The sequence below is a fragment of the Xanthomonas chitinilytica genome, from assembly GCF_026107455.2.
In the GTDB taxonomy this organism is placed as follows: Bacteria; Pseudomonadota; Gammaproteobacteria; order Xanthomonadales; family Xanthomonadaceae; genus Stenotrophomonas; species Stenotrophomonas chitinilytica.
Window position 1 is genome coordinate 172402 of the sequence record NZ_JAPCHY010000004.1, and the last position, 23755, is coordinate 196156.

Annotated in this window: 21 protein-coding genes; 6 read left to right on the forward strand and 15 right to left on the reverse strand. The window is 70.5% G+C overall.

Annotation, left to right across the window (positions count from 1 at the left end):
- Nucleotides 1–134: 134 nt before the first annotated feature.
- The 3 genes from OK345_RS06640 to OK345_RS06650 all read left to right on the forward strand — a co-directional run bounded on the left by OK345_RS06640 (nucleotide 135) and on the right by OK345_RS06650 (nucleotide 4819).
- Nucleotides 135–3515, forward strand: coding sequence for a hybrid sensor histidine kinase/response regulator (locus OK345_RS06640; RefSeq protein WP_265127134.1), 3381 nt, complete (start codon nucleotides 135–137; stop codon nucleotides 3513–3515).
- A gap of 227 nt (nucleotides 3516–3742) precedes the next feature.
- Nucleotides 3743–4189, forward strand: coding sequence for a hypothetical protein (locus OK345_RS06645; RefSeq protein ID WP_265127135.1), 447 nt, complete (start codon nucleotides 3743–3745; stop codon nucleotides 4187–4189).
- Between the two features lie 195 nt (nucleotides 4190–4384).
- On the forward strand, nucleotides 4385–4819 hold the full coding sequence (locus OK345_RS06650; protein WP_265127136.1) for a hypothetical protein: 435 nt from the start codon (nucleotides 4385–4387) through the stop codon (nucleotides 4817–4819).
- A 57-nt stretch (nucleotides 4820–4876) separates the two neighbouring features.
- On the opposite strand, the gene OK345_RS06655 is transcribed toward OK345_RS06650, so the two are convergent.
- Both OK345_RS06655 and OK345_RS06660 read right to left on the reverse strand, forming a co-directional pair.
- Nucleotides 4877–5542, reverse strand: coding sequence for a response regulator (locus OK345_RS06655; RefSeq protein WP_265127137.1), 666 nt, complete (start codon nucleotides 5540–5542; stop codon nucleotides 4877–4879).
- A gap of 12 nt (nucleotides 5543–5554) precedes the next feature.
- Entirely contained in the window at nucleotides 5555–6352 is a 798-nt protein-coding gene (locus OK345_RS06660; protein ID WP_265127138.1) for a 3-hydroxybutyrate dehydrogenase, read from the reverse strand.
- A gap of 210 nt (nucleotides 6353–6562) precedes the next feature.
- Here OK345_RS06660 and OK345_RS06665 point away from each other — a divergent pair, with 210 nt between their 5' ends.
- The 3 genes from OK345_RS06665 (at nucleotide 6563) to OK345_RS06675 (ending at nucleotide 9925) form a co-directional block, all read left to right on the forward strand.
- Complete coding sequence (locus OK345_RS06665) at nucleotides 6563–8299, forward strand: 3-hydroxybutyrate oligomer hydrolase family protein (protein WP_265127139.1); 1737 nt, start codon at nucleotides 6563–6565, stop codon at nucleotides 8297–8299.
- A 550-nt stretch (nucleotides 8300–8849) separates the two neighbouring features.
- Entirely contained in the window at nucleotides 8850–9467 is a 618-nt protein-coding gene (locus OK345_RS06670; RefSeq protein WP_265127140.1) for a HutD/Ves family protein, read from the forward strand.
- Nucleotides 9467–9925, forward strand: a complete 459-nt coding sequence (locus tag OK345_RS06675) for a GNAT family N-acetyltransferase (protein WP_265127141.1) — start codon at nucleotides 9467–9469, stop codon at nucleotides 9923–9925. The genes OK345_RS06670 and OK345_RS06675 overlap by 1 nt, the downstream gene beginning before the upstream one ends.
- Nucleotides 9926–9935: 10 nt before the next feature.
- Here OK345_RS06675 and OK345_RS06680 read toward each other — a convergent pair whose 3' ends face one another.
- The 13 genes from OK345_RS06680 to OK345_RS06740 all read right to left on the reverse strand — a co-directional run bounded on the left by OK345_RS06680 (nucleotide 9936) and on the right by OK345_RS06740 (nucleotide 23711).
- Complete coding sequence (locus tag OK345_RS06680; RefSeq protein WP_265127142.1) at nucleotides 9936–11549, reverse strand: sulfite reductase subunit alpha; 1614 nt, start codon at nucleotides 11547–11549, stop codon at nucleotides 9936–9938.
- Complete coding sequence (locus tag OK345_RS06685) at nucleotides 11546–12523, reverse strand: FAD:protein FMN transferase (RefSeq protein WP_265127143.1); 978 nt, start codon at nucleotides 12521–12523, stop codon at nucleotides 11546–11548. Before OK345_RS06685 ends, OK345_RS06680 begins: the two co-directional genes overlap by 4 nt.
- Before the next feature lie 53 nt (nucleotides 12524–12576).
- Nucleotides 12577–13386: a DUF4198 domain-containing protein gene (locus OK345_RS06690; RefSeq protein WP_265127144.1), complete on the reverse strand. Its 810-nt coding sequence runs from the start codon at nucleotides 13384–13386 to the stop codon at nucleotides 12577–12579.
- Nucleotides 13387–13420: 34 nt separating this feature from the next.
- Nucleotides 13421–13939, reverse strand: coding sequence for a DUF2271 domain-containing protein (locus OK345_RS06695; RefSeq protein WP_265127145.1), 519 nt, complete (start codon nucleotides 13937–13939; stop codon nucleotides 13421–13423).
- A 26-nt stretch (nucleotides 13940–13965) separates the two neighbouring features.
- A complete protein-coding gene (locus OK345_RS06700; protein WP_265127146.1) occupies nucleotides 13966–14610 on the reverse strand; it encodes a PepSY-associated TM helix domain-containing protein in 645 nt (214 codons plus the stop codon).
- Nucleotides 14611–14704: 94 nt separating this feature from the next.
- A complete protein-coding gene (locus tag OK345_RS06705) occupies nucleotides 14705–15781 on the reverse strand; it encodes an acyltransferase family protein (RefSeq protein ID WP_265127147.1) in 1077 nt (358 codons plus the stop codon).
- Between the two features lie 136 nt (nucleotides 15782–15917).
- On the reverse strand, nucleotides 15918–18293 hold the full coding sequence (locus OK345_RS06710; RefSeq protein ID WP_265127148.1) for a TonB-dependent receptor domain-containing protein: 2376 nt from the start codon (nucleotides 18291–18293) through the stop codon (nucleotides 15918–15920).
- Nucleotides 18294–18451: 158 nt separating this feature from the next.
- Nucleotides 18452–18868 (reverse strand): hypothetical protein, encoded by a 417-nt coding sequence (locus OK345_RS06715; protein WP_265127149.1) that lies wholly within the window; start codon nucleotides 18866–18868, stop codon nucleotides 18452–18454.
- 210 nt (nucleotides 18869–19078) lie between these two features.
- On the reverse strand, nucleotides 19079–19765 hold the full coding sequence (locus tag OK345_RS06720) for a Fe2+-dependent dioxygenase (RefSeq protein WP_265127150.1): 687 nt from the start codon (nucleotides 19763–19765) through the stop codon (nucleotides 19079–19081).
- A 56-nt stretch (nucleotides 19766–19821) separates the two neighbouring features.
- Nucleotides 19822–22152, reverse strand: a complete 2331-nt coding sequence (locus OK345_RS06725) for a catecholate siderophore receptor Fiu (protein ID WP_265127151.1) — start codon at nucleotides 22150–22152, stop codon at nucleotides 19822–19824.
- A gap of 147 nt (nucleotides 22153–22299) precedes the next feature.
- Nucleotides 22300–22641, reverse strand: coding sequence for a hypothetical protein (locus OK345_RS06730; RefSeq protein WP_265127152.1), 342 nt, complete (start codon nucleotides 22639–22641; stop codon nucleotides 22300–22302).
- A gap of 204 nt (nucleotides 22642–22845) precedes the next feature.
- The gene (locus OK345_RS06735) at nucleotides 22846–23178 is read right to left on the reverse strand and encodes a non-heme iron oxygenase ferredoxin subunit (RefSeq protein ID WP_265127153.1); all 333 of its coding nucleotides are present in this window, start codon (nucleotides 23176–23178) and stop codon (nucleotides 22846–22848) included.
- A complete protein-coding gene (locus tag OK345_RS06740) occupies nucleotides 23175–23711 on the reverse strand; it encodes a GNAT family N-acetyltransferase (RefSeq protein WP_265127154.1) in 537 nt (178 codons plus the stop codon). The genes OK345_RS06735 and OK345_RS06740 overlap by 4 nt, the downstream gene beginning before the upstream one ends.
- Nucleotides 23712–23755: the final 44 nt, after the last annotated feature.

Here is a 23755-nt window from a genome sequence, read left to right on the forward strand (position 1 = left end):
GCGATGTGCGGGAAACCGCGGGCGGGCGCCGGTACGACGACAGGAACGGCGGCATGTCCCGACATGCCGCCGTTCCCTTATCCTGAGCCCGGTCCCGCGGCGATGCGGGCGGGCAACCGGGGGAAGCGGCAGGCATGCTGAGTTTGATCACCGTGGTGCTGGCCGGCATGGCGTGGCTGGCGCTGATGTTCGGTGCGGCGTTGTACGGCGAGCGCCGGCCGGCGGCCTTCGCCCGGCACTGGCGCTACGTGTATGCGCTGTCGCTGGCGGTGCACTGCACCTCGTGGACGTTCTACGGCACCGTCACCCAGGCCGCGCGCTACGGCTGGCCGCTGCCGCCCACCTTCGTCGGCGCGGTGCTGTTCTACGCGTTGGCGGTGGGTTTCATGATGCGGCTGGTGCGGCTGGCGCGCGAGACCAACGCCACCTCGCTGGCCGACCTGATCGCCGCGCGGCTGGGCCGCGACGCCTGGCTGGCCGCCACCGTGACCCTGGTGGCCGCGCTGGGGCTGATTCCCTACATCGCGCTGCAGCTCAAGGCGGTGACGATGAGCTTCGACATGCTCACCGCCGGCTCGACCGGGCGCGGGCAATCCGGTACGCCGTGGCATGACAGCGCGCTGTACGTGGCGCTGGCGATGGCGCTGTTCGCGATGCTGTTCGGTGCGCGCCGGGCCAATGTGTCCGAGCACAACCGTGGCCTGGTGCTGGCGATGGCGGTGGAATCGCTGTTCAAGCTGGCGGCGATGCTGGCGCTGGGCGCGTTCGTCTGGTTCGGGCTGGGCAGCCTGCCGGAGGCGCCGGCGCTGCCTGCCGCACCGGTGGCGCCGGGCGGCGGCGTGGTGCCGCTGGTGCTGCTGGGGGCGATGGCGATGTTCATGCTGCCGCACCAGTTCCACGTCGGCGTGGTCGAGTGCCGCGACGTGCGCGACGTGCGTACCGCGCGCTGGCTGTTCCCGCTGTACCTGCTGCTGATCGCGCTGCCGATCCTGCCGCTGGCCCACGCCGGCGCCGCCTGGCTGGGCGATACCGTGCCGACCGACATGTACACGCTGGCGCTGCCGTTCTCGCAGGGCCATGCCGGCGTGGCCCTGTTCGCGTTCCTCGGCGGCCTGAGTGCGGCTACCGGCATGGTGGTGGTGAGCACGCTGACGCTGAGCCTGATGATCGGCAACCACTGGTTCGCGCCGGGGCTGCTGCGGGGCGCGTGGTCGCGCGTGGGCAGCGGTGACCGCCGCCACGAACTGCTGTGGCTGCGGCGCGCCGGCATCTGCGTGATCATGCTGCTGGCCTGGGCCTACAGCCGTCTGATCGGCGGCGGCAACGTGCTGGCCGATGTCGGCGCGGTGTCGTTCTCGGCGCTGGCCACGCTGCTGCCGGTGCTGGGGTTCGCGATCTGGCGGCCGCAGACGCCGCCGCGCGCGGCCATCGTCGGTGTCGCCGCCGGCTTCCTCACCTGGGCCTGGGTGCTGCTGGTGCCGTCGTTGCTGGCCGATGCCGGGCATGCGCCGCATTGGCTGGCGGGTGGGCCGTTCGGTTGGCGCTGGCTGGCGCCGGAAGGCCTGTTCGGCCTGACCGGCTGGAGTCCGCTGGGGCGTGCGGTCGGCGCCAGCCTGTTCGTCGGCACCCTGGCCACGCTGCTGGCCATGGCCTGGCGGCGCGATACGCCCGACCGCACCCATCGCAATCTCGATGCCGATGCGCTGCGCGACGCCGGCCGCCGTTTCCTGCCGTTCGAGCGGGTGGAGCAGCTGCTGGCCGAGGCGCCGCGGCATGGCCCGGTGCCGGCGCTGACAGAGGCGCAACTGGAGCGCGAACTGTCGGCGGTGCTGGGCGCGGCCTCGGCGCGCCTGCTGCTCGACGCCGCACGCCGCGAGGGCGGCGAGCTGGCGACGGTGGCGGCCATCGTCAGCGAGGCCTCGCAGGACCTGCGCTTCAACCAGCAGGTGCTGCAGGCGGCGTTGCAGAACATGAGCCAGGGCATCAGCGTGATCGACCGCGAGCAGCGGCTGGTGGCGTGGAACCGGCGCTATGCGCGCATGTTCGGCTTTCCCGACGAACTGCTGCAGGTGGGCCGGCCGATCGTCGACCTGACCCGCTGGGCGCTGCAGGCGATGCCGGCGCGCGGCAACGACGAGCGCGCCATCGACCGCCGGCTGGCCTTCATGCGCGCCGGCACCGCGCACCTGACCGAGCGCGTGTTCCCCGACGGCAGCATCGTCGAGATCCGCGGCAACCCGATGCCTGGCGGCGGCTTCGTCGCCACCTTTACCGACGTCACCGAGTTCCGCCGCAACGAGCGCGAACTCAAGCTCAGCAACGAGACCCTGGAGCAGCGCGTGGGCGAACGCACGGCCCTGCTCGAATCGGCCAAGCGCGAGGCCGAGCGCGCCAACGACGCCAAGAGCCGCTTCCTCGCCGCAGTGGGCCACGACCTGCTGCAGCCGCTGCATGCCGCGCATCTGTTCACCGACACCCTGGCGCGGCAGGTGGAGGCGCCGCAGCAGAAGCAGGCGGTGGCGCAGATCCGCGGCGCGCTCGATTCCACCACCGACCTGCTGACCGGGCTGTTCGACATGTCGCGGCTGGAAGCCGGCGGACTGGTGCCGCAGCCGCGCGATTTCCCGCTGGCCGAGGTGCTGGAGCCGCTGGCCTCGGAGTTCCGCGCCCTGGCCAGTGCGCGCGGATTGGGCTTCCACCATGTCGCGACATCGGCGTGGGTACGCAGCGACCCGCAACTGCTGCGACGGGTATTGCAGAACTTCCTGGCCAACGCGGTGCGCTACACCGAGCGCGGCGGCGTGCTGCTCGGCGTGCGCCGCGAAGGCGCGAACGTGCGCATCGAAGTGCACGACACCGGCCCGGGCATCGCCGAATCCGAGCGCGCGGCGATCTTCGAGGAATTCCGCCGCGGCGACGGCGCCGCCGGGCAGGGGCTGGGACTCGGCCTGGCCATCGCCGACCGCATCGCCGGCCTGCTGCAGGCGCCGTTGTCGCTGCGCAGCCGCTCCGGCCGCGGCACCGTGTTCGCGTTGACGCTGGCGACGGTGGCCCGGCCGGTAGCGGTCGCCGCCGCGCCGCCGGCGCGCGGCGGCAGCCTGCAGGGCGTGCCGGTGCTGGTGGTGGACAACGACCCGCCGTCGCTGCAGGCGCTGGCCATGCTGCTGCGCGGCTGGGGGTGCAGCGTGGCCGAGGCCAATGGCGATGCCGAGGCCGTCGCCGCGCTGCAGGCGACACCGGCGGCGCTGTGGCTGCTGGACTACAACCTGGACGATGGCGACACCGGCACTGCGCTGCACGCGCGGCTGGGGGCGCGGTTCGGCGCGCGGCCGACGCTGATCCTCAGCGCCGACGACAGCCTGTCCACCCGCCGCGAAGTGCTGGAGCAGGGCCTGACCCTGCTGCAGAAACCGGTGCGGCCGCTGGCGCTGAAATCGATCCTGGACCGGCTGCTGGCGTCGAGTGGCGTCGCGGCCGGTTCCGGGAGCGGGGCGCCGGCGGAGGAAGATCCATAGCCGGCTGGCTGCGGTCCGGCAATTCCATCGGCGGCGCATCGTCCGCTCTGTCGTTCGGCCGGCGTGGCGAAGGCCACTGCAGGGAAGAAGGTCTTGACCCCGAAGGATGGCGGGGAATACATCTCGATGGATTCGGTCGATCACGATCGATGGGCGTGCCCGCATGGCGAAAGACTCCATGCGATATCCCGGTTCCGGGATCCACCACCAGGCATCAGGCAACTTTGATGAATCGTGCCCACTCATGGAAGCAATCCGGCAACGTCTCGCTCTGGTACTACACCGAGAACCAGCGCGACTATCCGGGTTGGCAGCTCACCGCCGATGCGGCCGGCTGCGAGTCGCTCATGGTCCTGCTGGACGCCATGGCCGCCGACGGTATCGCCGCATCCCGCACCATTGAGCTCAAGCCCCCTTCCAGGGCCCGGCTGGCTGTGCCGAACAACAAGTCTGGTTTGGCTGCCTGGCGGGCACCCGGCAAGCTTCGAATGGTTTTCTCCAGCAACCCATCGGAGTGGTCGTTTCCGCCCGGCCTGGATCCGGCGGTTCTTGCCGTAGGCTCGGACTGGCTGGCCCCGCTGCGTGAGGGTATCTCCGGCATTGCCCTTGGGCGCGGCGACCATTCCATCGGCCCTGCCGACAGGAGCGGTTCCCGGCTCTGGTTCTGGTGGTGAGCGGAGAGTCGCCCGACCATTCGTCCAAGCCCTCTCCCAACGTCGCTGGCTGACCATCGTTTCGCGCTGTTGTGAAGTCCCTCGACGGCCATGGTCCTGTCCGCCGCTTCAAGCCGTCGCCCGGCAATCCGTTCGAGCGGATACTGTTCCGCGACGCTGTTCGACTGGGCGCCAGGCGGCGCAAGGGAGAGATCCATGAAGTCCATACTCAAGCTGGTGCTGGGCATCGTTGCCGGCCTTGTCGTCGGCGGCATCGTGAACATGGCGCTCATCATGGCGAGCGGCCATGTGATCCCGCCTCCGCCGGGCGCCGACATGACCACGGCCGAGGGCATACGCGCCGCCCTGCCCGAACTTGCCCCCCGGCACTTCCTGTTTCCGTTCCTGGCGCACGCACTGGGTACGCTGGCCGGTGCATATGTCGCGGCGAAGATCGCCTCAGGGCACAGGCTGGCTGCGGCCATGGTCGTTGCCGCGTTCTTCTTCGCGGGCGGCATCATGGCTGCGCGGATGATTCCTGCCCCGACCTGGTTCGTCGTCCTGGATATTGCGATGGCCTACTTCCCGTTCGGCTGGGCCGGTTACCGGTTGGCGCGCCCGCGGTCTGCAGCGACCGCGGGCATCGCCTGAAAATCCATTCTTCGTGGTGCATGCAGCGACTGTCCGGCACTGCCAGCCGGCAGGCCCTCAGGCCTCGATCTGCCGCGCCGGGTCGCTCAGTTCCAGTTCCCGCAACACCACGCTGGCCTGGGTGCGGTTGCGCACGCCCAGGCGCTCGAAGATGGCCGACAGGTGCGCCTTCACCGTGCGTTCCTGCACGTCCAGGCGGTCGGCGATCTGCTTGTTGAGCAGGCCCTGCGCGACCAGCACCAGTACCCGGAACTGCTGCGGTGACAGGCTGGCCAGGCGCGCGGCCAGTTCGCTGTCGTGGCTGGAGGACTGCGCGCGCGATACCGCCGCGCGCAGCGACGACGGCAGCCATTGTTCGCAGGCCATCACGCTGCGGATGGCTTCGCGCAGGTCGTCCAGGCCGGCGCTCTTGGGCAGGTAGCCGGCGGCGCCGTGGTCCAGTGCGCGGCGCACCACGCGCGGGTCGTCGTTGGCCGAGACCACGATCACCGCCACGCCCGGATGCTGGGCGCGGATGGCGGCCAGCCCGGCCAGGCCGTGGTTGCCGGGCATGTGCAGGTCGAGCAGGATCAGGTCGATGTCCGGCTCGGCGTCCAGCGCGGCCAGCACGCCGTCCAGCGATTCGGCCTCGCGCACCGTCATCGCCGCCATGGCTTCGCCCGCGGCCTGCCGCAGCGCGGCGCGGAACAGGGGGTGGTCGTCGGCGATCAGCAGGGTGGGCATCGGCAATCCGGGTTACTGGGAGGTCCAGCCCCCATCCATCGGGAAGCTGGCGCCGGTGACATTGTGCGCTTCGTGCCGGCAAAGCCAAGCCACCATCGCGGCGATGTCCGACGGCAGCGACATGCGCAGGCTCGGCTGCTTTTCCTCCAGCAGCGCGCGCACGCCGTCGTCGCGGCTGCCGCCGTTGCGGTGGGCCTGGATCTGCGGCTCGATCAGCGGCGTCTCCACCCAGCCCGGGCAGACGCAGTTGACGGTGACGCCGCCGCTGTCGCGGCTGCCGGCGGCGGCGTATTCCAGCGCGGCGACCTTGCTCAGGCCGACGATGCCGAACTTGCTGGCCACGTAGGGCGCCTTGTTCTTCGAGGCCACCAGCCCGTGCACCGAGGCGATGTTGACCACGCGGCCGTAGCCGCGTTCGGCCATGCCCGGCAGCGCCCGCTGCATGGTGTGGAAGGCGGCGCTGAGGTTGATGGCGATGATGTCGTCCCATTTCTGCACCGGTTGCTCGGCCAGCGGCGCGGCATGCTGGATGCCGGCGTTGTTGACCAGCACGTCGACCGGCGCCCAGGCCTCCACGTCGGCGAGCATCGCCGCGATCTGCGCCGGGTCGCGCAGGTCGGCGGCGAAATGGCGGGCCTCGCCGCCGGCCTCGCGCACGCTGTCCAGCGCCTGTGCGATCTGCTCCTCGCTGCCCAGGCCGTTGATCGCGACCCGCGCGCCGGCCTGCGCCAGCGTCTGGGCGATGGCCAGGCCGATGCCGGAGGTGCTGCCGGTCACCAGCGCGGTGCGGCTTTGCAGGAAGCGGTCCATGGGAACTCCAATTCGGGTGTGGGAGACCCGGAAACGTAGCAGGCGCGGCGGCAACGGTGGGTGGTACGAAAGTACGATGAGCGCGCCGGTACGCTCTGCTAGTGTCGCGGCATGAACAATCCACTCCTGCGCGCCGCCTGCGGCCTTTTCGTCGGACTCACGCTGGCCTCCTGCGCCAGCCGGCCTGTCACCGGGTCTTCGGAGCCTTCCATGTTCAGCCACGAACGCAGCAGCGAACACCGCGGCAGCGACGACCTGCTGACCGCCGGCCTGGGACTGGCCGGGCTGCGGACCCTGGCGCCGCCGTCGTTCGCCGATCCGCTGGCGCCCACTGCCGGGGAACTGCGCCGGCGCGCGCTGTGGAGCAGCTGGCGCGGCATCGCCGACCTGGCGCCCGGCGGCGGCTATGGCGAACTGTTCGGCGACCTGTCGGCGGTGCCGGGCCGCGAATTCTCCGCCTACGCCACGCTGCCCGGGGCCAGGCAGCCGCATCGGGTACTGGCGCAGGTGCCGGACAGCTTCGACACCGGCAAGCGCTGCGTGCTGGTGGCGCCGGCTTCCGGTTCGCGCGGCATCTATGGCGCAGTGGCGGTGGCCGCGGCCTGGGGGCTGCCCAGGGGCTGCGCGGTGGTCTACACCGACAAGGGCGCCGGCAGCGACTACTTCGACCTGGACGCACAGCAGGGCGTGCGCGCCGACGGCACGGTGGGCGAACTGGGAGCGGCGGACGACCTGGCCTTCGTGCCCGAGGCGCCGATGAACGCCAGCGGCGTGGCGTTCAGGCACGCGCATTCGCAGGACAACCCGGAGGCCGACTGGGGCCGCCACGTGAAGCAGGCGGCGCAGTTCGCGCTGCACGCGCTGGACCAGGCCCATCCGCAGGCGGCGCCGTTCACCTTCGACAACACCCGCGTGATCGCGGTGGGCATCTCCAACGGCGGCGGCGCAGTGCTGCGCGCGGCCGAACTGGAGGGCGGCTGGCTCGACGCGGTGGTGGCCGGCGAACCCAGCGTGCTGTCCGACGGTCCGGGCGCGCGGGCGCTGTACGACTACACCACCGAGGCGGCATTGCTGATGCCGTGCGCGCTGCTGCACATGGACGACCTGCCGCAGCCGCCGCTTACCGCCGCAGTGCAGGCCGGTGCCGCGGTGCGCTGCGCCTCGCTGGCGACGGCCGGGCAACTGCCGGGCGCGACCACCGCCGAACAGGCGCGTGCGGCCTACGAGCGACTGCGCGGCAGCGGCTGGAGCGACGAGGCGCTGCGCGCCGGTGCGCTGTCGGTCGGTTTCGACCTGTGGCGTGCGGTGGCGGCGACCTATGCTTCGGCCTACGGCCGCTACGGCGTGGACGAACATCCGTGCGGCTACGGATTCGCCGCGCAGAATACGGACTTCAGCGCACGCGCCGCGACCGCGGCCGAGCGCGCGGCCTGGTTCAGCGACGGCAGCGGCATCCCGCCGGGCGCCGGGGTCGGCATCATCGACGGCAAGCTGGCGATGCCGGACCTGACCCTGGCCGGCCTGCAATGCCTGCGCGCACTGTGGGAGGGCGAGGGCGAGGCGGCCACGCGCGTGCGTGCCGGCATCGAGCAGACCCGCGCCGGACTGCCGCGCAAGGGGCTGCCGGTGGTGGTGGTGCACGGGCTGGACGACGGCCTGATCCCGCCGGCCTTCAGCAGCGCGCCCTACGTGGTCGCGGCGCAGGCCGCCGGCCGCGACGTGCGCTACTGGCAGGTGCGCCACGCGCAGCACTTCGACGGTTTCCTCGGCCTGCCGGACTACGCCGCGCGCTACGTGCCGCTGCTGCCCTACGTATACGCCGCGCTGGACCGGGTGCAGGCGCATCTGGACGACGGCGCTGCGCTGCCGGCCGATGCGGTGATCGCCACGACCCCGCGCGGTGCGGGCAAGCCGCTGACGGAAGCCGGCCTCGCGATTCCGCGCTGACCGGGTTCGTCATGGATGGCAAGGCGGGCCGCACGGCCCGCCTTGCGCATGGCGATGGAGAGCGGAACGGGATCCGCATTCGCGTGCTGGAGTGGAGGGGCTGCGGCGGATTCCCGATATGCGTGCAGACGCCGGCAGAACCCTTGGTTGTCATCCCCGCGCGATGCTTTTCAACGGCCGAGGTGCTTTTCAACAGCCGAAGTGCCTTTCAACAGCCGAAGTGCTTTTCAACAGCCGAATGGCTGGTCATGGCTGGTCATGGCTGGTCATGGCCGGTCAGGCGGGGATCCAATGCGGGCCGACTCCACCATGACGAACGTGTCGGCGTCGTCCCCGCGCAGGCGGGGACCCAGTGCCTTTGCCTTTCTCGAGCAAGAGACGCTGGATCCCCGCCTGCGTGGGGGTGACCGGTTCCATTCGTCGTGACCATCCGTACGGATGCAGCCGCGATGAAGGTGCCTCCGGAGGCACGGCATGGCTCGTGGGCATCGGCTCGTTCGCCGCGGCAGCCCTGTCCACAGTGCACGTCCCGTTCGGGCAGAATGCGGCAATGAACGCATTGACCCTGCCCACGCGGGTGATTCCCGCCTACGACTATCGCCGCGAGCGCTGGCGCAACGGCCTCGGCTGGACCCGCGAGATCCTGCGCGTGCCGGCGACCGGCGACGACTGGCTGCTGCGCCTGTCCATCGCCGAGATCGAGCAGGACGCGGCGTTCTCCGCGTTCCCGGGCGTCGAGCGCGAGCTGGTGCTGCTGCGCGGCGAGGGGCTGCGCCTGCGCTTCGCCGATGGCCGCTGCCACGTGCTGATGCCGCCGCACGACCGCCTGCGCTTCGCCGGCGAGGACGAGGTGGGCGGCGAGTTGGTGGACGGGGTGACCCACGACTTCAACCTGATGTGGCGGCGCGACGCGCTCGAAGCCGAACTGCTGCACCGGCCGCTGGTCGGCTCGATGTTCTTCTTCGCCGAGCCGGATACCGCCTGGGCGATCCACCTGCTGTCCGGGCAGGCCGAGTTCGAGGGCGAGCCCGCGCTGCAGCCGCTGGAAGCCGGCGACAGCGCCTGGCTGGGTGCCGGCGAGCGCCGCCGCTACGCCCTGCGCGGCGGCGGCGAACTGCTGGCGGCAAGGGTGAGGACGGCGGGCGCGGAGCCGCGCGGAGAACGTTGATGGACATCCGCATCGATGACCTGCGCGGTGCGGAGATCGCCGCGCTGCTGGCCGGGCACCTGGACGACATGGCGCGGCATTCGCCGCCGGAGAGCATCCATGCGCTGGACCTGGATGCGCTGCGGCACCCGGGCATCACCTTCTGGACGGCCTGGGACGCCGGCGAACTGCTGGGATGCGGCGCGCTGAAGGCGCTCGACGGCGGCAGTGGCGAAATCAAGTCGATGCGGACCGCGCCGGCGCACCTGCGCAAGGGCGTGGCGGCGACGCTGCTCGGGCACATCGTCGAACAGGCCCGCCGCCGCGGCTACCGGCGACTGTGGCTGGAAACCGGAACGGCGCCGGCCTTCGTGCCGGCCCACCGCCTGTACGCGCGGCATGGCTTCCGGCCCTGCGGGCCGTTCGGCGACTACGTGGCTGATCCGTACAGCTGTTTCTGGCAGCTGGACCTGGAGTGAGAAGGCGACCTCAATACACGTCGCGGCGGTAGCGACCTTCCAGGATCAACCGTTCCTTGCCATCGGCGCCCAGCACCCGTTCGATCACCGCATCCACGCCCGGGGCCATGCCCTGCAGGCTGCCGCAGACCAGCAGCGTGGCGCCGTCGTCGATCCACTGCCGCAACGCATCGGCGGCGTCGGCCAGCGCGTGCTGCACGTAGCGGCGTTCGCCGCCGTCGCGGCTGAACACCGCATCGAGGCGTTCGATCCAGCCCTGCGCCTGCCACTGGCGCAGTTCCTCGCCGAAGAAGAAGTCGTGCGCGGCGTTGCGTTCGCCGAACAGCAGCCAGTTGCGGCGCGCGCCGGCCTCGATGCGGGCGCGCAGGTGCGCGCGCAGGCCGGCGATGCCGGTGCCGTTGCCGACCAGGACCAGCGGGCTGGCGGAAGCGGGCGGGTGGAAGTTGGGATTGCCGCGCAGGCGCAGCGCGATCCCGCCGCCGACCGGGACGTGGTCGCACAACCAGCCGCTGCCCAGGCCAGGCGTGCCGTCGGGCTGCAGCTGGCGCCGCAGCAGCAGCTGCACGCTGCCTTCGACGGGGATGGAGGCGATGGAGTATTCGCGGTGCGGCAACGGCTTCAGGTCGGCGGCCAGCGCCTGCACGTCATGGGCGGCGGATGCGTCGGCGGCCAGCAGCTGCGAGCGCGCCAGCCGTTCGCGCAGCGGTTCGTCGCCGACCTGCGTATCGCCGTCGAGGCCGTGGTCGGCGAGCCAGCGTTCGACCGCGTGCGGCGGATGGCGCGGGCCGATCTCGGCGATATCGCCGGCCTGCCAGGCCGGCAGCGGCGGCTCCTGCGGCACCAGCGCGAGATGGAACACGCTGCCGCCGGCACTGCCGGGATTGAGCCACTGCCGTTGCTGCAGGCGCCAGCGCTGGTACTGCGGCGGCGTCCAGTCCGGCAGTTCGCCGGCCTGGCCGCCGAGCTGGCCGAGCAACTGCTGCCAGTGGCGCAGCGCGGCCGGGTCGGCGTTGTCCACTTCCACGGTATCGAACAGCGGATGCGCGCCCTGCTGGCGCAGCCAGCCGTCGAGCTGGTGGCCGAAGGCGCAGAACCGCGCGTAGCTGCGGTCGCCCAGCGCCAGCACCGCGTAGTGCAGGTGGGACAGCGCGGGCGCCTGCGGCATCAGCCGGCGCAGGAACGGCAGGGCATGGTCGGGGGCGTCGCCTTCGCCGGTGGTGCTGGCGACGAACAGGGCGCGCTCGCTGCCCGCCAGCAGCGCGGCGTCCAGCTGGTCCAGCGCACGCAGGCGTACCGGGGTGCCGCTGGCGCGCAGTGCCTCGGCGCTGCGTTCGGCCAGTTCGCGGGCGAAGCCGGTCTGGCTGGCCCAGACCACCAGCAGCGGCTTTTCGCCGGTGTCGGCCGCGGCATCGTCGCGCGGCCGCGCACGCCACCACAGCGCACCGCACAGCAGGGCGTAGGCCAGCAGGCTGGCGCCGGCCCATTGCCAGTGCGAGCGCAGCGGCGGCGCCAGCCACCAGCTCTCCCGCAGGTGCAGGCGCAGCAGCAGCCAGGCGCCGATCGCCAGCAGCAACATCGCGGCGATGTTGCCGAGCACGGCGCGCGAGGGGAGGAAGCGGTTCATGCGGCGCTGGCGTCGAGGTGCTGCTGGAAGGCCGGGCTGATCGCCTCTTCGACGCCCTCGGCGCCGCGCGAGACGAAACGCGCGGCGATGCCGTGGGCGCGGGCGAAGGCCATGCCCTCGTCGGCGCCCATCACCGTCAGCGCGGTGGCCCAGGCGTCGGCGTCCATCGCCGCGCGCGCGACCACGGTGACCGCGGCCGCGGCGTGGGGAACGGGTGCGGCGGTGCGCGGATCCAGGGTGTGGCTGTAGCGCCGGCCGTCGATCTCGTGGCGGTGCCAGCGGTCGCCGGAGGTGGCCACGGCCAGGTCGTCCAGCGCCAGCACGCGCGGTGGCCAGTCGCCGGCGGCGTCCTCGTCGGGACCGGATTCGACCAGCACCCGCCACGGCTGGCCGTCGGGCTTGCGGCCATAGCCGTGCAGTTCGCCGCCGACCTCGACCAGCGCGGCGGCGATGCCGATGCCGCGCAGCCAGCGGCCGACCTGGTCCACGCCGAAGCCCTTGGCGATGGCCGACAGGTCCAGTCGCAGCGCACCGGGCTGCAGCGCCTCGCGGCCGGAAGCGCGCAGCTGCAGGCGCTGCCAGCCGCAATGCCGGGCGGTGGCGGCCAGGGTCGCGGCATCGGGTACGCGCGGTGCCTGCGCGCCGGCGCCGAAGCCCCACAGCGCGACCAGCGGGCCGATGCTGGGGTCGAACGCGCCGCCGCTGCGGCGGGCGATGTCCAGCGCGGTTTCCAGCACCCGGAAGAATTCCTCCGGCAACGCATGCCAGCTGCCGGCATCGCCGCGGTTGTAGCGGCTGATGTCCGAGTCCGGCTCCCAGTTGCTCATCTGCGCGACGACGCGGTCCAGCTGTGCCTGGATGCCGGCATGCAGCGGGTGCAGGTCGCGTGCGCGACGGGTGGCCAGCTTCACGCTCCAGCGGGTGCCCATGGTGTGGCCGCCGAGCGTGGCGATGTCGAGGGAGGCGTCTTGCATGGGCGATGACGGCGGCGCAGGACCGCGCGCGGCGGTCCTGCGCACGGGCCGCGTTACTGCGGCAGCACTTCCAGCGTGGCGACGTAGCTCAGGCGGCGCTTGCCGGCTTCCTTGAGCGAGGTCTTGCCGTCCTCGGTGCCGGTCTCCAGCCAGTACATGCCGGCCTGCGGCCAGGTGACGGCGAATTCGCCGGCCGCGTCGGTGCTCACCTTGATCTCTTCCTGCGCGTTGCGGTAGCGGGTGCCGCCACGGGTGATCTCGAACTCCAGCCCGGCCGCAGGCTTGCCGTCGACCAGCACGCGGAAGCGCGCTTCTTCGCCGGCGAACAGGTCGTTGGGATGGGCGAGGGCGACCAGCTCGATGCCTTCGCCCACCGGCTTGAGCGCGGTGTCGTTCGGCTTGCCGTTGGTGACGAAGGTCTCCACGCGGCCCAGCGTCTGCGATACCTGCAGGTTCCTGGCGTTCTTCGGCACTTCGCTGGCGAAGCCGGCCACGGTGCCGCGCCAGCGCTTGGGCTTGCCGTCTTCTTCCCAGTTGGCGAACAGGCCGCTGTTGACGGTGGCGATGCGGTAGGTGCCCTGCTGCGTCAGTTCGACGTCGAACACGGTGCGGTACTTGCCGGTGGCCACGTTCTGCGCCTCGGCCTTGCCGCCGTCCGGCGCGGTGATCACCAGGCCCTCGGTGCGCAGCGGCACGTGGTTGAAGTAGAACAGGTCGTTGGAGACGGCGGCATCGACCGTGATCCACGGATTGGTGCCGGCGATCACCGTCTGCGACGGCTGCAGCCACGCCTTGTGCGCGGCGGCGGAGAAGGGAAGGACGGTGGCGGCGATGGCGGCTGCCAGGACAAGCGAACGCTTCATCTCAGGGGGCTCCTGCGAAAAGGGAAGGGGGAAATCAGGGCTTGATGGCCAGGGTCACGGCACCCAGCTCGCTGCTGCCCTGGGCCTTGCCGGACTGCGGCGCCTTCGCCGGCCAGGTGAAGGGAATCCTGAGCAGTTCGCGGCCGCCGACCTCGCGCGCGGCTTCCACCACCAGGGTGTACTCGCCGGCCGGCAGGCCCTTGAGCTGCGGCTGCTGGTCGTCGAACGAGAGCGCATGCCTGCCGGCCGGGCGGGTCGGGCCGGTGACGCCGTCCACCGGCACCTCTAGGGTGCGGCCGCTCTTGCGCCACCACTGGCGCAGGTCCGGCAGCCACTTGGTGCCATGGCCTTCGGCGTTGGAGGTCTGCTGGTACCACACCGACAGGTTGGCCGCGGCCTTGCCGTCGGCGCCTTCCAGCCAGATCGCCACGTACGGCCGGTGGTATTCGGCCACGTTGAGCTTGGGGATCTCGACGTTGACGTCGAGCGTGGCGGCATAGGCCGGCGTGGTGGCCAGCAGGCCGCTCAGGGCGATGGTCAGGGTGACGCGCATGGTGCGACTCCGGAACGGGAAACGGATCAGTGGATGAGGAGCAGGGCGATCAGCAGCGGCACCACCAGGCCCAGGCCGACCAGCGGCCAGGTCATGCGCCGCTGGCGCGCATGCAGGTGCAGCAGGAACAGGCCGGTGACGCAGAACACCAGGCAGGCGACGGCGAAGATATCCAGGAACCAGCCCCAGGCCGGGCCGGCATTGCGGCCCTTGTGCAGGTCGTTGAAGTACGACACCCAGCCACGGCGGGTGCTTTCGTATTCCACCGCGCCGGTCTCGCGGTCGATGCTCAGCCACGCGTCGCTGCCGGGGCCGGGCAGCGACAGGTAGATTTCCCCGGTCGACCATTCCGCCGGCCGCCGTCCGATCGATACCGACAGCTGTTCGCCCAGCCACTGCGCGGCGGCGCGCGGCAGCGGTGCGTTGCCGTCCTCGCGCTCGCCCAGCGCCTGCAGCAGTTCGCCCGGCAGTTCCAGCTGGCGGTTCACCACCTGCGGCTTGGCCTCGATCCTGGATGCGTGGTTGAGGGTGATGCCGGTGATGGAGAACAGCAGCATGCCGACCAGGCACACCGCCGAACTGATCCAGTGCCATTGGTGCAGCGTACGCAGCCAGAAGCCGCGGCTGGGCTGCTGTTGGACGGTGGCGGCGGTGGAGCGTGCGGGAGCCAAGCGGAGGCGGAGGGGGCTCAGGGACCCGGGATTAGAGCATCGGTGAGAATGATTCGCAATTTGTGTCGATATGTATCGTCGTCCCGCGGTCGCCTCATGCCTGCTGTGCGGCCGTTGCCGATGACCGCCGGAAGCCGGCACGCGCCAGCCGCTGCAGCGGCTGCTCCAGCAGCCGCCACGACAGCCAGCCGACCACCGCGCAGGCGGCGACCGCCACCGCCAGGAACACTGCGTGCTGCCAGTGCGCGGCAGTGAAACCGCTGCGTTGCCACAGCCGCCCGAGCGCGGAGATCACGAACACGTGGCTCAGGTACAGCGAATAGGAGCTGTCGCCGATGCGCAGCAGCAGGCGCGGGAAGCCGGGCTGCCGCGCCTGTTCCCAGCGCACCGCACCGAGTACCAGCAGGGCGCCGGGCAGGCCGAAGTACGCCGCCCGGTGCAGCACCGGCAGCTCCTGCGGCGGGGTGCCGGCCAGCCACAGCAGCGAACCGGCGAAAGCCAGCGCGCCGAGAAGCATCGCCGGCAGTGCGAGTGCGGCCGGCAGCCGGCGCCAGTACAGGCCGACCAGGGCGCCGGCGATGAATTCCAGCGACAGCGGGCTGGAGACCAGCGTCGCCCATGGCGCGCCGGTGCTGGGCGGCCATGCGTGCGCGGCCAGCGTGGCCACGGCCCAGCCGGCCAGCAGCCACGGCAGCTGCCTGTCGCGGGCGAAGGCGATGGCCACGGCCATCACCAGGTAGAAGAAGGCCTCGTGGATCAGCGTCCAACCCACCGTCAGCAGCGGCAGCTGCGCCTGCGGCCACAGCAGGTACGAGGCCAGGATGCCCTGGTCCTGGTAGGAGCTGTTGGCCATGCCCGGGGCCACCGCCATCAGCACCACCACGAGGGTGGTGTAGAACCAGTACAGCGGCAGGATGCGCCAGCCGCGGCGCAGCAGGAAGCGGCCGGCTGCGCGCGGCGAGCCGTAGCTGCCGGCGGCGATGGTGGTCATGACGAAGCCGGACAGCACGAAGAACAGGTCCACGCCGCTGTCGGCATGGCCGACCAGCGCCGGCAGCAGCAACGTGCCGCCACCGTATTTGCCTTCCACGATCTGCAGGTGGAACAGCACCACCATCAACGCGGCGATGCCGCGCAGGGCCTGGATGGACTGGAACGAGGGGCGGGTCATGGGCGTTGCGCGGGCGGGCCGGAGGCGGACTCTATCACCGGTGTTGCCGGCCGGTGCGGCCGGCCATTCCCGCGCGTGGCCCGGAAAAGGAAAACCCGCCCGGAGGGGCGGGTTTTCCGGACCGCCGCGGGGGCGATCAGAAGCGGACGTTGAGGCTCAGCCAGAAGCTGCGGGCCTTGTCCTTGTTGTTGTAGTCGTCTTCGAAGACCACTTCGCCGGCGGTGATGCCGTTGTTGTACTGGCCGTCGCCGTCGATGTCGGTGAACACCGACCGGTAGGTGGTGAAGTCGCGGTCCAGCAGATTGTTGATGCGGGCGTTGATGGTCAACCACTGGGTGGCATCGAAGGAGGCCCCCAGGTGCAGCACCGTGTAGTCCTTGTAGTACAGCTCGTCGCCGGTGGTGGAGCTCACGCCACGGTAGCGCTTGGAGCGGGCCTCGCCGGTCAGGAACAGGCTGAAGCGGTCGCTGGCCTGCCAGTCGAAGGTGGCGTTGGCCATGTGCTTGGCGCTGTTGCCCAGCGGACGACCCTTCTGCGCGCCGCTCTTCTGCTCGCTGTCGGTGTAGGTGTAGTTGGCGCGGAAACCGAAGCTGTCGTTGATCTTCCAGCGCCCGGCCACCTCGGCGCCCTGGATCACCACCTCATCGATGTTGACGGGCACGCTGCCGCTGACGTAGCCCAGCTCGGCGTACTCGCCGGTGGGGCAGGCCAGGGCCAGGCCGATGCCGCAGTTCTCGGTGGAGAGCTTGTCGTCGAATTCGTTGCGGAAGATGGTGGCGTTGAAGTTGTGGCCGGCCGGGTGCTGCCAGTACACCGCCAACTCGGTGCTGGTGCTGGTCTCGGGCTTCAGGTTCGGATTGCCGAACAGCGGCAGCACGCCCTGGCCGCCGAAGCCGGTGACGCCGTCGTACAGCTGGGTGGTCTTGGGCGTCTTGAAACCGGTGCTGATGCCGCCCTTGACCGTCCACTGCTCGCTGATGGTGTAGACGCCGTACAGGCGCGGGCTGAGGTGGTCGCCGAACACCTCGTGGTCGTCGTAGCGCAGGCCGTAGGTGATGGCCAGCGGCTCGACCACCTTCCAGGTGTCCTCGGCGAACAGCGAGTACATGTTGTGTTCCTGCTTCCGTCCCGGGGTGCCGCTCTCCGTGCCGAACACGCCGTCGGTCAGTTCGCCACGGATCACCTGCGCGCCGACCACCGCGGTGTGCTCGCCGGCGGCCTGGAACGGAATGTCCAGCTTGGCGTCCAGGGTGTACTGGGCGCTTTCCAGCGTGCGCTTGGGGCGCGGCAGGAAGGTCGATTCGGCGATTGCCCGGCGCTCGTCGACCGTGAGGCCGGCATAGTCGCCGGTACCGTCCCACATCTCCTGCAACTGGTTGCGCTCGGCCACGGTGAAGGGCATGGTGCGGCCGTCGTTGTTGGTGGCCACGTGCGACAGCGAGACGAAGCTGTTGCCGAAGCCCCAGTTGCCTTCGTGGGTCAGTGCCCAGCTGTCGCGGCTGAATTCCTGGGTCGGGCTGTAACCGACCTGAGGAGCGACCCGGAGCACACCGTTGACGTTGGCCGCGCGCCAGACGGAATTGATGTTGTCCACGGTGCCGACCGGATATTCCAGATTGCCGGCATCGTTGGTCTTGATCGCATTGTCGTATTCCTGCCTCGAGACGTCGTAGTCGAGGGTCAGGGTCTGGTTCTCGGTTGGCGTCCAGGTCAGGGTGATGCCGCCGGCCTTGTTGGTGTTGTCCACGGTCTTGCCGCCGCCGCCGAAGCCCAGCGGGCGGGTGTGCTCCGCTCCGGCCGGATCGGTGACCGGCGAATACGTCGGGTTGGAAGCCTTGCGGTCGTACCAGCTGGCGCGCGCGCCGAGGTTGAGCATGCCCGGCACCAGCGGACCGGTGACGAAGAAGTCCACCGTGGTGTCGTCGCCGAACTCGTCGTTGGTCTCGAAGGTACGGGCCACGCTGGCCGAGCCGTGCCAGCTGTCCAGCGTGCGCTTGGTGATGATGTTGATCACGCCGCCCATGGCGTCGGCGCCGTACAGCGTCGACGCGGGACCGCGGATGACTTCGATGCGCTCGATCGCATCCAGCGGCGGGATGTGGTTGAACTGGTTGCCGCCGAAGTTGTTCGGATAGATGTCGCCGTGGTTGTTCTGGCGGCGGCCGTTGACCAGGATCAGGGTGTAGTCCGAGCCCATGCCGCGCATGGAGATGGTGCCCTGGCCGGTCTTGTCGCGGGTCTCGCCCACGTCCACGCCTTCCAGGTCGCGCACGGCGTCGAGCAGGGTCATGTACGGGCGCTTGGCCAGGTCTTCCTTGGTGATGACCGAGATGCTGGCCGGGGCGTCGGTGATCTTCTGCTCGAAGCCCGAGGCGGTGACCACCACCGTGTCGAGCGTGGACGGCTGGCCGGCCGGCGCGCCGGAGGCGAAGGCCGGGGAGGACAGTGCGGCGAGCAGGGCAACGCTGAGCGAGCGACGGGACAGCGACGTACGGGAATGGCGCGCGGCCATGATGGACCTCTTGGATGGAAGTACAGAACGGAAGCCATGCCGCCGCAAGGGCGCGGGGATGGCGGATGACGGGGACGAAAGCCTCTCCGCACGGGCGGCCCGGCGGAGGATCGCGTGCGGGAACAGGCGCGCGCCGGGGCCGGCGCGTGCAGCCCGGATCAGGCGCGCGGGGGCGCCTGTCCGCGCTGCTGCTGCAGCCCGGGCGGGATCGGGATGGTGGTGTCCGGAGCGGATGCGGGAGCCGGCGCGCGGATGGGCGTGTCGATGGCGGCCTGCAACCAGGCCATGACCGGCGGCAGGGTGTCGGCCGGATCGCGGCGGATGGCCGATGCGCTCAGTGGCGCGGTGCGGCGCAGCTTGGCGGGGGATTCTTCCTGCAGCGTGGAATCACCGCCGCCGGGCAGTTCCCCGGCGGCCGGGGTGGCCTGGTAGGCGGCATCGCCGCCGAAGCCGGGGACCGTACCCTGCACGCACAGCAGCAGCGCGAGCAGGGCCAGCACGATCCACGACAGGCTGCCGCCCCGGCGCGTGCGCCGGACCTGCAACGTCGTATGGATGTGCGACGGCTGATGCAAAAGGATTCCCCGAGGCCCGGCCTGGCGGGATTGCAGGCGGCGGGCGGCGGAATTGTAATGAGATTCCCTTGCCTTTGTAAATAGGAATCAATCTTGATAACAAGGGCGCGCCTGCGGGCGTGCGGCCCTGCCCGGCGGAAGGGCGCGGGAGCATGGCCGGCGTGGCGCGCCGTCAGGCCGGATGCGGGGACGGCCGCGCATCCGGTGGAATCAGACGTCGGCCCACTGCCGCAGCAGGTTGTGGTACACGCCGGTCAGCTGCAGCACCGCGCCGGGGTCGGCCTGGTCGCCACGCAGCTTGCCGATGGCGGTGTCCATCTCCAGCAGCAACCGCCGCGAGGCTTCGTCGCGCACCATGCTCTGTACCCAGAAGAACGATGCCAGCCGGGCGCCGCGGGTGACCGCCTGTACCTTGTGCAGGCTGCTGGAGGGATAGACGACCATGTCGCCGGCCGGCAGCTTCACTTCGTGCTCGCCGTAGGTGTCGGTGATCACCAGTTCGCCGCCGTCGTACTCGTCCGGCCCGCACAGGAACAGCGTGCACGACACGTCCGACCGGATGTGGCTGCGCTGCTCGCCGTGGCCGATGGCCATCACCGAGCCATCGACATGGAAACCGTATTCGCCGCCGCCCTGGTAGCGGTTGAAGCGCGGCGGCAGGATGCGCAGCGGCAATGCGGCGGAGAAGAACAGCGGGTGGCGCTCCAGCGCCGCCAGCACGATCCGGCCCAGTTCCGCCTTCAGCGGCGAACTGTCCGGGAGTTGTTCGTTGCGCTTCACCTGCGCGCCCTGCGGGCCGACGGTCTCGCGGCCGTCGGTCCAGTCGGCGTTGTCCAGGGCCTGGCGCAGTGCGGCCAGTTCCTGGGCGGTCAGCACGTCGGGGATATGCAGCAGCATGGCGATGGGTCCGTTGGTGGCACGGGGAGGCTGACCTCCCCGTGCCCGTTGCAGGTTCAGAAGCGGAAGTCCGCACTGAACAGGAAGGTGCGCGGAACGCCCGGCGTGTAGCGGTAGCCGCTCTTGTTGATGGCGGCCACGTACTGCTTGTCGAACAGGTTGTAGGCGTTCAGGCGCAGCACCAGGTGCTCGTTGACCGCGTACGAGGCCACGGCGTCGTAGACGGTATAGGACTTGGTGAAGGCCGGCGTGCCCACCGCGCCGTCGGTGCCGCGGTGCATCCTGCCGGAATAGCGCACGCCGCCGCCGACGGTGAGGCCGAACGGCAGGGTGTAGCTGGTCCAGCCGGTGAAGGCTTCGTCGGGGGTGTAGGTCAGGTTGGGCGTACCGTCGCTGGCCACGTTCGGACCCTCCACGACCTCGGTGTCCATGTGGGTATAGCCGGCGGAGACGGACCAGTTCTCGGTGATCCGGCCAACGGCCGACAGCTCCACGCCCTGGACCTTCTTCTCGCCGGTCTGGGTCGGGTTGCCGTTGTCGTCGAGCACCTGGCTGTTGATCTCGTTGGTCACGTCGGTACGGAACAGGGCCAGGTTCAGCGCCAGGGCGTCGTCCAGGAAGCTCCACTTGCTGCCGACCTCGACGGTGCGGGCCTTCTGCGGATCGGCGTTGACGCTGTTGGCGCCGCCGGCGGCGTCGCTGAGCTGGAAGTTGGCGCCGCCCGGCGGCTGCTGCGACAGGGCGTAGTTGGCATACAGGCTGACCGCGTCGTTGGCCTTGTAGACCGCGCCCAGTTTCCAGTTGAGCAGGGTGTCCCTGGCCTCGGTGTTGGCGGTCTCGACGATGCTGCCGGTCGGTTGCCCGGCGCAGTCCACGGCGCCGCGGCCGGTGCCGCCGCATACGGCGGTGCTGCGGTACTCGGTCTTGTAGCGGTCGACGCGAAGGCCCGCCGTCAGCAGGAAGCTGTCGCCGAAGGTCAACGTGTCGAATGCATACAGCGAAGCGGTGTCGGTCCGGCCATGGCTGCCGGCGCCGCTGCGGGCCCAGGCCAGGTCGCCGGTATCGTTCCAGTCCGGGGCATACAGGCTGGCCGGGGGGCGCGCGCCGGTGCTGGCGATGCCGCGGGTCTGCTGTTCCTCGCGGGTCAGTTCCAGGCCGGTGCTCAGGTTGTGCTGCACGCTGCCGGTGGCGAAGTCGGCGCGCAGGTTGAGCTGGTCGGTCAGGATCCTGTTCTCCTGGACCTTGAAGGTGGTGTTGCTGCGGGCGAGCGTGTAGCTGGACAGGTCGTCGATGTCGGTCCACTTGATGTTGCCGGCCTGCGGATCGTCGGCGGTGCCGCCGGTGGACATGAAGGCGGTCAGCAGGTAGTCCTGCTCGGTCTGTCCCCAGCGTGCGACGTTGGTCAGCTTCAGGCTGTCGGAGAAGTCGTGCTCGAAGCGGAACGTGGCCATCTTCGCGGTGACGTCGTCGTGGTCGTCGCGGGTGCCGTAGAAGTTCTCCGGATCGATCGGATGCCCGGCCAGTTGCTGCAGGCCCGGCTGCGGCGTCCAGCCCGGCAGGCCGATGGTCGGCACGAAGCCATCGGGGATGTTGTCCTGCTTCACGTACAGCAGGTTGAGGTGGTAGCGGGTGTCGGTACCCAGGCCGAAGCCGAGCGAGGGGGCGATGCCCCAGCGCTTGTTGTTGACGTGGTCGCGGCCGGCGACGTCGCTGTCCTGCCACAGCGCGTTGAGGCGCAACGCGGCGCTGCCGCCCAGGGTCTGGTTCCAGTCGGCGGTGGCGCGCTTCTGGCCGTCGCTGCCGGCCGAGACGGTGGCGGAGGTGGCGTCCTGCAGCGTGGCCTGCTTGCTGACCATGTTGATCGCGCCGGTCGGCGCGCTGCGGCCGTTGTCGGTGCCGGCCGGGCCCTTCACCACTTCCACCTGCTCGGTGTTGAACACGTCGCGCGAGATCGAGCCGAGGTCGCGCACGCCGTCGACGAAGATGTTGCTGGAGGTGTCGAAGCCGCGCATGTAGACGGTGTCGCCGGTGTTGGTGTTGCCGTTCTCGCCGGCGAAGAACGTGCCCACGCCGGGACTGTTGCGCAGCGCTTCGGTCAGGGTGGTGGCGCCCTGCTGGTTGAACAGGTCGCTGGTGATGACCTGGATGGTCTGCGGGGTGTCCTGCAGCGACTGGGTGAACTTGGGCGAGGCGGATTTGTCGGCCTTGTAGCCGCGGACCGCATGGACCTGGACTTCGTCCAGCGTCTGCGGGTCGGTGCCGCTCGACTGCGCCTGGACGAGGGAGGGCAGGACGACCAGGCCCAGCCCGGTGACCAGGCTGGCGGTGGCCAGGGTACCGGCGGTGCGTGTCGGGGAAGCGTGCTTGCGGCTCTTGATATGGCTCATGGAGTGAAGGTCCGGAAAAGGAAGGGACACGGAAACGACACCCGGGCACCGGGACGTGGCCCTGGCACCTGCGGGTTCGGAAGGGAAGCGGTGGAAGCCGCCGGCGACTGCGCAGGCAGCCGGTGGTGGAGGATCAGCAGCGGGAACTCAGCAGCGGAAGCGGCCGGGTGGGGCCTGTGCGGGAGGCGATCGTTGCGCCTTGGCGGCGGGCCGCGCGACGACGGTCAGCGGCAGCGCCGCGGCGACGGCGCGGCGCTGGTGGCGCGCCGGCCAGCTGCCCGGCGGCAGCGGCGGAGGCAGCCGCAAGATACGGCCGGCTTCGCCATCGGAACCGGTCGTGGCGACCGCATGCAGCGGCCGCTCGCCCGGATGCGACGGCAGGCCGTGCATCGCCGCCAGGGCGGCGACGGGCTGCAGGCCGGGCAGGCGGATGTCAGGCGCCGTGGTGCTGGCGGCAAGCAGCGCAACCAGGCTGCCGACCAGCAGCAACAGACCCACCAGCCAGGCGGACAGCACGCTCCGCGACGAGGCGCAGGGCGGTCGGTCGGCGGCAGGCCGGAGACGCATTCAGGTCGGCGATACACACGGATACATTTAGATAATGTAAACGATAATGATTCGCATGAACAGTCGTCGGCGCACCAGGGGCAAGCCGAGGGCAGGCGATGGACGGTGGTGGCGTCGCGACCGGACTCAGTCGCGGTCGTCGCGGGCCCAGATGCCGCCGTGTTCGCGCTTGACCGGGAACCGGGGCGCGGGGGTATAGGCCGGCGCGCACAGGGCACGGCCGTCGCGGACGTCGAACCTGGCCCCGTGCAGCACGCACTCGATGGTGCCCGCGGCCGGGTCGAAGGTGCCCGAGGACAGCTCGAATTCCTCGTGCGTGCACTGGTCTTCCAGCGCATACAGCTCGCCGTCGAGGTTGAACACCACGATCGGCACGCCGGTGACCTCGTCCCAGGCGGTCTTCATTTCGCCGGGCAGCAGCTCTTCGCTGGCGCAGACGAAGGTCCAGGTCCCGCTCATGCCGGCACCGCCAGCGGCTTCTCCAGCACTTCGAAGCGCAGGTCGTCGCGCTTGGGGATGCCGAAGCGCTCGTCGCCGTAGGGGAACGGCTTCTTGATGCCGGTGCGGCGGTAGCCGCGGCGTTCGTAGAAGGCGATCAGCTCATCGCGCACGTCGATCACGGTCATGCGCATCCACGGCAGCTGCCACCGCTCGGCGGCCAGGCGTTCGGCCTCGGCCATCATCCGCTTGCCCAGCCCGGAACCCTGTTCGCCGGGGGCGACGGCGAACATGCCGAAGTAGCCGGCGCCGTCCTCGTCGGCGATGTGGGCGCAGGCCAGCAGGCGGCCATCGCGCTCGGCGACCAGGATTTCGCTGCGCGCGCGGCCCAGGTCGGCGGCCAGGCCTTCGGCGTCGATGCGCTGGCCGTCGAGCAGGTCGGCTTCGGTGGTCCAGCCGGCGCGGCTGGCATCGCCGCGGTAGGCGGACGTGACCAGTTCGATGAGGGCGGGGATGTCGGCCGGGGTGGCGGCGCGGAAGGTCGGGTCGTTCATGCCGCGCATTCTAGGTGCTTCGCGCGGATCCGGGGGAGGGATGG